At 39.7% G+C, this 10,224-nt stretch carries 9 protein-coding genes; 8 read left to right on the top strand and 1 reads right to left on the bottom strand.

The window, feature by feature from the left end:
• The 5 genes from ACKI5B_RS00925 to ACKI5B_RS00905 form a co-directional block, all read left to right on the top strand.
• Positions 1 to 946: glycoside hydrolase family 43 protein (locus ACKI5B_RS00925; RefSeq protein WP_407425073.1), on the top strand; the 946-nt coding region annotated here is incomplete at its 5' end.
• 101 nt (positions 947 to 1,047) lie between these two features.
• Entirely contained in the window at positions 1,048 to 2,406 is a 1,359-nt protein-coding gene (locus ACKI5B_RS00920) for an ABC transporter substrate-binding protein (RefSeq protein ID WP_407425072.1), read from the top strand.
• 28 nt (positions 2,407 to 2,434) lie between these two features.
• A complete protein-coding gene (locus ACKI5B_RS00915) occupies positions 2,435 to 3,412 on the top strand; it encodes a carbohydrate ABC transporter permease (RefSeq protein WP_407425071.1) in 978 nt (325 codons plus the stop codon).
• A gap of 9 nt (positions 3,413 to 3,421) precedes the next feature.
• Entirely contained in the window at positions 3,422 to 4,327 is a 906-nt protein-coding gene (locus tag ACKI5B_RS00910; RefSeq protein ID WP_407425070.1) for a carbohydrate ABC transporter permease, read from the top strand.
• On the top strand, positions 4,327 to 5,241 hold the full coding sequence (locus ACKI5B_RS00905) for a family 43 glycosylhydrolase (protein ID WP_407425069.1): 915 nt from the start codon (positions 4,327 to 4,329) through the stop codon (positions 5,239 to 5,241). Before ACKI5B_RS00910 ends, ACKI5B_RS00905 begins: the two co-directional genes overlap by 1 nt.
• Before the next feature lie 19 nt (positions 5,242 to 5,260).
• Here the strand turns inward: ACKI5B_RS00905 and ACKI5B_RS00900 are convergent, their stop codons facing one another.
• Positions 5,261 to 7,528: a beta-L-arabinofuranosidase domain-containing protein gene (locus ACKI5B_RS00900; RefSeq protein ID WP_407425068.1), complete on the bottom strand. Its 2,268-nt coding sequence runs from the start codon at positions 7,526 to 7,528 to the stop codon at positions 5,261 to 5,263.
• A gap of 87 nt (positions 7,529 to 7,615) precedes the next feature.
• Here ACKI5B_RS00900 and ACKI5B_RS00895 point away from each other — a divergent pair, with 87 nt between their 5' ends.
• The 3 genes from ACKI5B_RS00895 to cbiE all read left to right on the top strand — a co-directional run.
• Entirely contained in the window at positions 7,616 to 8,530 is a 915-nt protein-coding gene (locus tag ACKI5B_RS00895; RefSeq protein ID WP_407425067.1) for an AraC family transcriptional regulator, read from the top strand.
• Positions 8,531 to 8,573: 43 nt separating this feature from the next.
• The gene (cobK, locus tag ACKI5B_RS00890) at positions 8,574 to 9,305 is read left to right on the top strand and encodes a precorrin-6A reductase (protein ID WP_407425066.1); all 732 of its coding nucleotides are present in this window, start codon (positions 8,574 to 8,576) and stop codon (positions 9,303 to 9,305) included.
• A gap of 11 nt (positions 9,306 to 9,316) precedes the next feature.
• Positions 9,317 to 10,224, top strand: a 908-nt coding sequence (cbiE, locus tag ACKI5B_RS00885) for a precorrin-6y C5,15-methyltransferase (decarboxylating) subunit CbiE (protein WP_407425065.1), incomplete at its 3' end; no start/stop codon positions are given.

Raw genomic sequence — 10,224 nt, 5'->3', positions numbered from 1 at the left:
AATTGCACTTATGTATGTAGATTCCGTTTCCTTAAAGCCTGTAAATCCTTCAGACGGAAAAGAAATTGATGAGCCGGCAGATACAGTTCCCGGAGCGTTCGGAATTGCCGTTGCAGGCGGATATGGTGCTGCTTACGAAGGAGCCCAGATTATCTATAACAGCCAGAACGGATACTATTACTGTTTTGTTTCAATGGGAAATCTTGACTGGGATTACCGGGTAGGGGTTGGCCGCTCAAAAGAAGTAACAGGTCCTTATCTGGATGGAAGCGGAAAAAGCATGTATTTAGATGCAATGACTGCAAGTAATTTTCACGAAATCGGAAGTAAAATTATAGGCGGTCACGCACTTGAAAAAGAATTCAGCTTCAGGTGTCAGGGCGGTCAGAGTATTTTGCGTTCAAACGACGGTAAAATACTTTTTGCCTGCCACTCGCGCACAAATTTTTTGCCGGGCTATTATTTCTTTCTTCAGATCCATCAGCTTTTCTTTACTGATGACGGATGGCCTGTCTTAAATCAAAACGAATATTACGAAGACAAAAACTTTTCTGAAAAGCTTGCTTCTCTTAAACCGGAAGATATTGCAGGTAATTATGATGCAGTTTTAACAGTCCGTGGTACTGATGCTTCTGATTATAAACCTTTCGGACAGAATGACCCTGTTACAGTTGTTGCAGCTGACGGTATTCCGACAGAATCAAAGCAGATTTCTTTGAGTGCAGACGGAAAAGTGGGCGGTTCTTATTCAGGTTCATGGAAAGTTTCAGAAGACGGGCATACATTTACAGTATCTCTTGATGGCATTGGAAATTTCAGGGGCTATGTACTTGAAGCTGTTGACTGGGCACGTAAGAAGGGTAAAAACAGGCGGACAATTACATTCACAGCCTTTGACGGCGAAAAGACCGGTGAATATTTCTGGGGGAACAAGCGTGACAAATAGTTTGTATCAATTTATTTGATTTATATCAAATTTTCTTGACATATAAAAATACGGGACTTACAATTTAATTATAAAAAAGGTTATTAAAAAAGGGGGATTATATGAAAAAATTACTGACTGCTTTGGCCGGAGTTTTTCTGTGTTTATCTGCTGCATTCACCGAAGAACTCACGCTTATGATTTATGCCCAGCCTCAGGAGAAGGCAATTCTTGATAAAGTAATTGCACGCTTTGAGCAGACTCATAAGGGCACAAAGGTAAAATTTATTTCTTCAACTCAAAACGAATATGATGCAAAAATTCAGGCTCAGCTTGCTGCAAATAATCTTCCTGATGTTTTTTATCTTGGACCTGGCGGAGTCCGTCAGTATGTAGACAATAAAAAAGTTCTTGACCTTGCACCTTATGTAAAATCTGTTAAAGGCGTAAATTTTGAAGATTTATACGAAAGTGCTGTTGATACTTACCGTTACGATGGTAAAGAACTCGGAAAGGGAAATGCAATCTGGGCTCTCCCAAAAGATTTCGGTCCGTTTGCACTGGCTTACAACAAAACTCTCTTTGAAAAATATCATGTTCCTCTTCCATCTAAGGATAAGCCTTATACATGGCAGGAATTTATCGATGTCTGTGAAAAACTTACAAAAGATTTAAACGGTGACGGTCAGAACGATGTTTTTGGAACCGGTTTGAATGTTCACTGGGCATTTATTCAGTTTGTCTGGGGAAACGGTGCTGACTTCCTCGATTCAACTCACACAAAAGTCACTGTTAACGATTCAAAATTTGTTGAAGCATTACAGTTCTGGGCAAATATGACTTTGGGTAACAGTCAGTATCCTGTTGACGGTCTTTCAAAATTCCGTCCTGTTACTCCAACAGCAACACAGGCTCAGTCACTCGACACATATCAGCGCTGGATAAAAGGTGAACTTGCATTCTTCCCGGCAGGTCCGTGGGATCTTGCAAAATTTAACGACCCTGAAGTCATCAAATTTGAATATGACCTTATTCCATGGCCGGTACACACTGCTGATAATCAGACTGCAACTTACCGCGGTGGTGTAGGCTATGCAGTAGCTGCAACTTCAAAAAATCCTCAGCTTGCTGCTGAACTTGCGCTTTACCTTTCTGCTGATGAAGAAGCAAACAAAATGTATTCAGACATGGATTTGCAGATTCCTAACCTTAAATCCCTTGCAGGCCGTTATACTTCAAAGCCTGGAAAACCTGCAAACCGTCAGGAATATATCAATATCATTTCAAAAACAGGTCGTCCGTGGCCTTCTGATTATACGTACAATTCTGTCTGGTACGATAAGTTCTATATGGGAATTCAGCGTGTTCTGGACGGCAAAATGTCTGCAAAAGATTACTGTACAAAAATACAGCCGCAGATGCAGCGGGAACTGGATAAAGCTTTGCAGCGTGCAAAACAGAGTGCAGCCCGTAATAAATAAGAAAAGTTAAAAAATCAGGAGCTTTCTTATGGAAGAGAGAAAAGATAACGCGGAAGTAAAAAAGCCTTTGCAGAAAAAAAGACGAAGATGGAATGATGAGGCAATTGCAGGTCTTTTGTTTGTACTTCCACCGGTTATCGGCTTTGTTCTGTTTACTTCAGGACCGTTTCTGTTTTCAATTTTTGCAAGTTTTACACGCTGGGATTCCATGACTGATTTGACTCAGATTTTCAGTATGGATTCAGATTCGCGCGAATGGTTTTTCTGCGGATTTGAAAACTATAAAGAACTTTTTACTGATATTCAGTTCTGGAAAGCTCTCTGGAATACTTTCTGGTATATGATTGGTATTCCGATTGGCCTTGTCTGGGCATTTGCTCTGGCACTTTCTTTTAACCGCGGAATGCCCGGAGTAAAAATTTACCGTGTTATCTATTACATTCCTGTCGTTTCTTCAATTGTTGCAGTAGCACTTTTGTGGGGATGGCTTTATAACGGCGACTATGGTTTATTAAATCAGTTTCTTTCTGCCCTCGGAATCCCGAAAGAAAAGCTTCCTAACTGGCTTCAAAATGCCCACACGGTAAAACCTGCAATCATGGTAATGTGTGTCTGGCGCGGGGTTGGCGGAACGGCTCTGCTTTATCTTGGAGCACTGCAGAATATGCCTCAAAGTTATTACGAAGCTGCTGTTATTGACGGTGCAAGCCGGTGGACAATTTTCCGTAAAATTACCTGGCCTTTAATGCAGCCGATTACATTTTACATTGTTGTTACAGGAATTATCGGCGGTTCGCAGATGATTGTCGAACCTCAGATAATGACTCCTGACGGTGGTCCTGATTACGCTTCTGCTACAATCGTATTCTATATCTGGCAGCATGCTTTTGGTGCAGACGAAAAAGGATTTGCCTGTGCGGCCGCATGGGTTTTAGCACTTATTATTTTTGCTGTAACGGCTATTCAGTTCAAATTGAATCCTGCCAGCGAGAATTATCTGGAGTAGGAGAGTGTAATGAGCAATATCAATGTAGAAATTAACAGCAAAATAAAAAAACAGAAATCAATGTATGCATCAAAAAAGCAGATTGAAAACAGAGCCAACACTCTGGTTTATCTGTTTCTCAGTTTTGGTGCAGTTATAATGATTATTCCGCTTGTCTGGATGTTTGAGTCTTCACTCAAAACTCCGGGACAGTTTTTAACTACACAGCTTTCACTTGCCATGCCTTCTAATCCTCAGTGGGCGAACTATTTTAAGCGTGTCTGGCAGATGGAACCGGCTTTACAGCGCGGTATTTTAAATTCAATTATTGTTGCTGTAAGCACTATTGTTGTAGGTACATTTGTTTCTGCTCTGGCAGCCTTCAGTTATTCAAAACTGCGTTTTCCCGGAAAAGCTAAACTTTTTCTTGCAGAACTTGCCACAATGATGATTCCATTTTCTGTAATCATGATTCCTCAGTTTATTATTTATGCAAGAATCGGCTGGGTAAACACCTGGCTTCCATTGATTATTCCGGGTATGCTCGGCAATGTCGGCATGATTTTCTTTTTGCGGCAGTATATGAGCGGCATTCCAACTTCGGTAATCGAAAGTGCCCGTATTGACGGTGCCGGTTATATGCGTATTTTCATGCAGATTATGCTTCCCAATGCAAAACCAGCCATTGCAGCTCAGGCAATCCTGTGGTTTATGGGTGCCTGGAACGATTACTTTGCACCGAGTATTTATCTGCATGACGATAAACTTCTAACTGTTCAGGTAATGATAAGCCGTTTAAATGCAATGTATGCAATTAATACTGATTATCCTTTGCTTTTAACAGCCAGCGTAATTTCGCTTTTGCCGATTATAATCGTATTTATGGTCTTCCAGCGGCAGATTATTGCTTCTGTTGCAATGAGCGGTTTAAAATAATGCGCACTTTTATAGAAACTGATGTACCTGTGCATGATCCGGTAATTGCCAGAGAAAACGGCATTTATTACTGTTATTCAACGCACGGTCAGTTCTTTTCTTCAGCTGATTTACGAAACTGGAAATATGCAGGCAAAGTTCTGGAAGTCCTTCCTTCATGGGTAAAAAAAATTGTTCCTGAAAATGACGGAAAGGATTTCTGGGCGCCGGAAATTATTTTTCGGAACGGAAAATGGCTTTTTTACTATGCGGTAAGCACGTTCGGAAAAAATATTTCAGCAATCGGCATGCTTTCAAACAAAACCCTCAATCCTTCTTCACCAGACTATAAATGGGAAGATATGGGAGTTGTAATTGCTTCAACAGAAAAAGATAATTTTAACGCGATAGATCCTGCTGTCTGTACCGATGAAAACGGTCAGGATTTTCTTTTACTTGGCTCTTTCTGGGGCGGGCTTGCACTTTTTTCTCTTGATTCAGGCGGCTTTGTCAAAAAAGGAAGCGGCCCTGTTTTTATTGCCTCAAGACAGAAGAAAGGAGAAAAGCAGCCTGAAGCGAATCCTATTGAAGGCGGTTTTATTTTTTCTCATGGTAAAAAATTTTATCTTTTTGCTTCTCATGATTTTTGCTGCAGGGGAACAGCCAGCTCATATCACATTGTTTATGGAGTTTCCGAAAAACTTACAGGACCATATTTTGATGAAGATGAAATTGACATGAGGTGGGGTGGAGGAACAACGCTTCGTGATTCATTTTCTTTTGAACGATGGGCAGGTCCCGGGCATAATTCAGTTTTCAGGGATAATGACGGAAAAATCTATCTCGTGTATCACGCCTATGACCGGAGCAATGAAGGCATAAGCAGGCTGATAATCGAAGAGATAGATTTTAATGATTCAAAAGTCAGCATTTAGCCGGCTTTTGACATCTTTTTTATTTGTTTATTACCCTTATTTCCAGTATTCTTGCGCCACAGCTTCCTTTAATTGTAACATCTTCGCGTACGATTTTTGCACCTTTCTGCTTTGCCTTTATAAGACTTTTAGGCACTTCTACGCTGATATCCAGAAGTTCATCTCCGCCATCTCCATTGAGGGTAATTGTTTTAAGAATTTCATTTCCATAACTGACAGTGAGATTTCCTTTGTCTTTTCCGAAAACTGTCAGCACGATTTTATTCTGTTTTGCAGCTGCATCAAATTTCATTTTGTATAAGACAAAACTTTCTTCGTTTTCAAATTCGCGGTAATTGCGGTCAACGCTGTCAATGTATCCGATTTGTGTTTTTTCGGTCTTGAATTTGTGTTCAACTTCACTCTGCTGACGTCCGCTTTCAATAAAATCCACGGTGATTTTTTCAAATTTTGCACTCCGTTTATCTTCGTTATCATTTGTTGATGCAAAGTAGGTTGCATAGCGTGTGTGATGAAGTGCAAAGAAAGGTTTTAAGGTGTATTCTATGCCTTTTTTATTTGCAGATTTTGCTGTAGTGAAGGTAAGGGTAGAGACATCTGTCTGTGTAATCCAGCTTTCAGCATTTTTAAGGTCGGCAGTAATTACTTCAACACCGGTATTTTTACCTGAATTCATGTAAATCAAATGGTCATCAACTATGTCAGCCGGCATGTCTTTTTTACCAAGATCTGCTGCAAGAACAACAGGTCCGTATTTGACAGAAAAGTTTCCGCTTCTGTCCAGTGAACGGCGTATTGTAATGTTCATAGGAAGCAAAATTTCAATTCTTTTTCCTTCCTCAAGAGAACCATAATCAATATATCCGTCTTCTCCGCCTTTGAGTGTTTTACACCATGAAGGAGCGCGGACTTTTAGGTTTTTAGAAATACTTCCTTTTGAAAGAACTGTGATTTTTACATTCTGGCTGTACGGAAAATCTGTTTCGATTCTGAGTTTCCAGCCGTCAGCGGTTGTAACTGTAGAATCAATAAAAAGATTTACATAAATTGTGTTTTCAAAATAAGCAGCAATAAAGCGGTTATAACGTTCCGGATTTTCAAGGCCTGTACCTGTACAGCACCACATTGCATTGTCATGAGTACAGTAAATTTTGAAAAAACCAGGCTGCATGGAAACAAAATAAGTTTTTGCGCCGCTTTCAGGATCCTGAGAAGAGAGAATGTGATTGTAAAGAGCTGTTTCGTAAAAGTCTGCACTCTGAGAATTTCTGTTCCATGCAAAAATATGCTCGGCAAGTTCCAGCATATTGTAGGTGTTGCAGGTTTCTGCCGTGTCCCGTTCAAGAAGTTCATCGTATTCACGTCCAAAATGTTCACCTTTAGAATTTCCGCCGATTACATAGCTGCGGCGTTTTGTTACAGTTTCAAAGAAAAATTCTGCGGCTGTGCGGTATTCCGTCTTTCCTGTCAGTTCATATAATTTTGCAATCCCAATAAATTTCGGAATCTGAGTATTTGCGTGATATCCCTGAAGTTTATCCTGCTGTCTTATGGCCGGATTGATTATTTCTTTGTGAATCCAGCGTTCTGCTTCTTTGAGGTATTTTTCATCTTTTGTAATCTCGTATAAGTCTGCAAAAACTTTGCACATTCCGCCGTGCTCACATGTCAGCATTTTCTGAATTTCAGAATCGGTCATGCGTTTAGTGCCGGAAATTGCCCAGTCAGCCATTTTTTTTACGACTTCAAGTGCATCTTTGTTTCCTGTAAATGTGTATGCATCGATTAAGCCTGCGTAAATTTTATGAACTGAATACCATGGAACCCACCAGTCAGCAAGTGAAAATCTGTCAGCCTTAAAATTTCCGCCGCCAGAGAACACTGTATCGAATGGTGTTGAAGGAATACCTCCGAAATACCCGTCTTCGCGCTGAATTTCTTTTATACATTTAACCGTGTAATCCAGCTTTTCTTTAGCCTCTCTGTTTCCTGTCTGATAATAAAAACCTGCCAGAGCTGAAAGATAGTGGCCGAGCATGTGCCCCTGAATCTGTCTTGATTCCCAGCCGCCGTAGGTAAAATCTTTCGGCGTTTTTCCAAGAGCTGTATAAGCAGGGGAGAGCATTCTGTCAGGATTATAGGCAAGTACATAATTAAGCCCTGTATTCTGGGATTTTGCAAAAAGGCTTCCTTCTGTAAGAACAGCTTTTGCAAAAAAACTGTCTGATGCATTCATTGCTGAAACTCCTGCCGTTAATGCGGCTAAAAACATAATTATTTTTTTCATAATTCAAGTGTAATTCATTGAATAAAATCTGCTAGAGCCGTAAAATTGAGAAATAGTGCGGTTTTCCGACTTTTCTGGAGGAGATTTATGCTTTATTATCACCTGCGTCGTGTAGATTCTACCCGCTCCCCTGTCTGCGGGCTTGCCATGCTTAATCCCGGCTGGATTCATATGCGGAGAAGTCTTGAAACTGAAACGGTTCTTTTAATCGGCAAAAAAGGAAGTGCTAAAATTGAAGATAACGGAAATTCCTTTGAAATTGCAGAAAATAAAATGCTTCTGCTTCCGGCTTCCCATCTGCATAGGGGAGTTGAACCGTGTTCAAGGGCAGTTTCTTACTGGTGGTTTCACTTTTACCAGTGTGTTGAGCTTGATGATGAACTTCGTATCTTTCTGCCAAAACAGATTGATGAAGCCGAAGCTTCTCTGCTGGCTTCTGAAAAAAAATCTTCAGTGCGGAAAACCGACATAATTCTTCCGCAGTCAATGGAACTTTTAAATCCGGAAAGAATCGGAAACCTCTGCGGCGAAGCTCTGCACTCTTTTTCTGAGCCTGATTTTTCTTCCATGGCGTACAATATTGCTGTTCAAAAAATTCTTCTTGAACTTGAAAAACAATTTTTTAAAGGTGTCCGGGAAACTTCTGAGAAAACGGCTGTAAGTACGCTTGTAAAAAAGACACTTGAACTTCTTGAAAGCGAGTTAAGTAATCCGAATGCCTCTGTTAAATATTTTGCAGACAGATTGTGTGTAAATCCGGATTATTTGGGAAGATGCTTTAAAGAGGTTATGAAAATTCCTGTTGGAAAATATTTGAATCTCAGGCGGGTGGAACTTGCATGCAGCCGGCTTCGGGAAAGTAATCACAGGGTAGAAGAAATCGCCTTTGAATGTGGTTTTGGCTCGCGCCGTCAGTTTTTTGAAGAATTTAAGCGCAAAACCGGAAAAACTCCGTCTGCATACAGAGCAGAAAGTGCATATATTGGAATTAATGTGCTTTGATTTCTGCATTGAATCAAATCTTTTCAACTGTTATCATTAAAAAATGAAGCCGGTATTTATTTTTGCAGGCACAACAGAAGGCCGGAAATTAGCAGAAATTTTCTCGAAAGCAGATTTTGACTGTACTGTCAGTGTTGCTACAGAGTATGGAAAAAATCTTCTGCCGGAAGGCAGTAATATAAATATTCTGCAGGGCAGGATGGACTCTGATAAAATGGCGGAGAAATTTTCAAAAAAAGATTATGCCTTTATAATCGATGCAACTCATCCTTTTGCCACAGAAGTTTCGAAAGAAATAAAAAAAGCCTGCCATAAAGCAGGAAAGGAATACATAAGGTTTTCACGAGATACAGATGATTCTATTACGGCTTCTGTAAAAGCAACTAAAAACGAATCGGATATTCTGTATTTTGAAACCTTTGAACAGGCAGCCCTTTATTTAAAAGGTAAAAGCGGTAAAATATTTGTTACTACGGGAAGCAAGAATCTGCCTCTTTTAACGGATATAATAAGTGATAAGTCAAGGCTTTTTGTGCGGGTTTTACCTTCTTCTGAAAGTCTTAAAATATGTATGGACTGCGGCATTCTTCAAAAGCAGATTATTGCAATGCAGGGGCCTTTTTCGGAACGAGCTAACGAATGTCAGTTTAATGAGAGCGGGGCTGAGTTTTTGCTTACAAAAGAGAGTGGGATGGCCGGCGGTTATTTTGAAAAAATCAGTGCTGCAAAAAAACTTTCCATGAAAATTATCGTAGTAAAGAATCCTGAAAAATAAAGAGGTGTTTTATGAGTTCAGAATCTGATAAAAAAACGCTTTCCTTAGTTGCTCTTGGTCCCGGCTGTGAAAATTTACTTACATATCAGGCTGAGTCAGAAATAAAAGATGCAGATATAATTTTTGGTGCAGAAAGAGTATTAAAGACTGTACAGAATATAAAATCAGAAAATTCTGATACAGAAAAGCTTTATGAAGCAGAAAAAATCGCACAATATTTAAAAAATAATGAAAAATATAAACGGGCGGTAGTTTGTTTTTCCGGTGATGCCGGCTTTTTTAGTGGTGCGCAGGCATTTTATGAAAAAACACAGAGTCTTTTTTCGGACTGGAAGGTAAGTGTTTTTCCGGGAGTTTCTTCGGTGCAGTATTTTGCTTCAAAACTGGGAAGAGCATGGCAGAACTGGAATTTTCTTTCCCTTCATGGCTCAAAATGTAATTTCATTGAAGAAATCCGTAAAAATGAGCTGAATTTTTTAATTCTTTCAGGAAAAAAAGATCTGGAAGTTATCCGTAAAAAGCTGGATACTGCCAGAAAAAACGGGCTTTTGTCTGATTTTAACTGTTATATAGGTTCAAATCTTTCTTATGATGTCGAAAAAATTGGACAGTTTGAGAGTTTTAATGATTCTGAATCATCACTTTTTGTGCTTTTAATTGAAAATTCTTCTGCGAAAGCGAATTCTGTTCTTCCGGTTTTAAATGACAGTGATTTTCTGCGTGCTGAAAAAATTCCCATAACAAAAAAAGAAGTCCGCCAGCTTTCAGTCTGTTCACTTGGTCTTTCAGAAAAATCTGTTCTTTACGATATAGGATGCGGTTCCGGCTCTGTTTCTGTAGAAGCGGCAAGAATTGCTTTAAAAGGACGGGTTATTTCAATTGACTGCAATGAAGATGCTGTCCTTTTAACTCAAAAAAA

The sequence above is a fragment of the Treponema sp. genome (assembly GCF_045657965.1).
GTDB lineage: Bacteria > Spirochaetota > Spirochaetia > Treponematales > Treponemataceae > Treponema_D.
This window is presented reverse-complemented; position numbering and strand designations above follow the sequence as displayed.

Bases quoted from the DNA above. Each gene is read 5' to 3' on its own strand.
- ACKI5B_RS00905 (WP_407425069.1), top strand. From the start codon at position 4,327: ATGCGCACTTTTATAGAAACTGATGTACCTGTGCATGATCCGGTAATT.
- ACKI5B_RS00900 (WP_407425068.1), bottom strand. From the start codon at position 7,528: ATGAAAAAAATAATTATGTTTTTAGCCGCATTAACGGCAGGAGTTTCA.
- ACKI5B_RS00895 (WP_407425067.1), top strand. From the start codon at position 7,616: ATGCTTTATTATCACCTGCGTCGTGTAGATTCTACCCGCTCCCCTGTC.
- ACKI5B_RS00920 (WP_407425072.1), top strand. From the start codon at position 1,048: ATGAAAAAATTACTGACTGCTTTGGCCGGAGTTTTTCTGTGTTTATCT.
- cobK (WP_407425066.1), top strand. From the start codon at position 8,574: ATGAAGCCGGTATTTATTTTTGCAGGCACAACAGAAGGCCGGAAATTA.
- ACKI5B_RS00915 (WP_407425071.1), top strand. From the start codon at position 2,435: ATGGAAGAGAGAAAAGATAACGCGGAAGTAAAAAAGCCTTTGCAGAAA.
- ACKI5B_RS00910 (WP_407425070.1), top strand. From the start codon at position 3,422: ATGAGCAATATCAATGTAGAAATTAACAGCAAAATAAAAAAACAGAAA.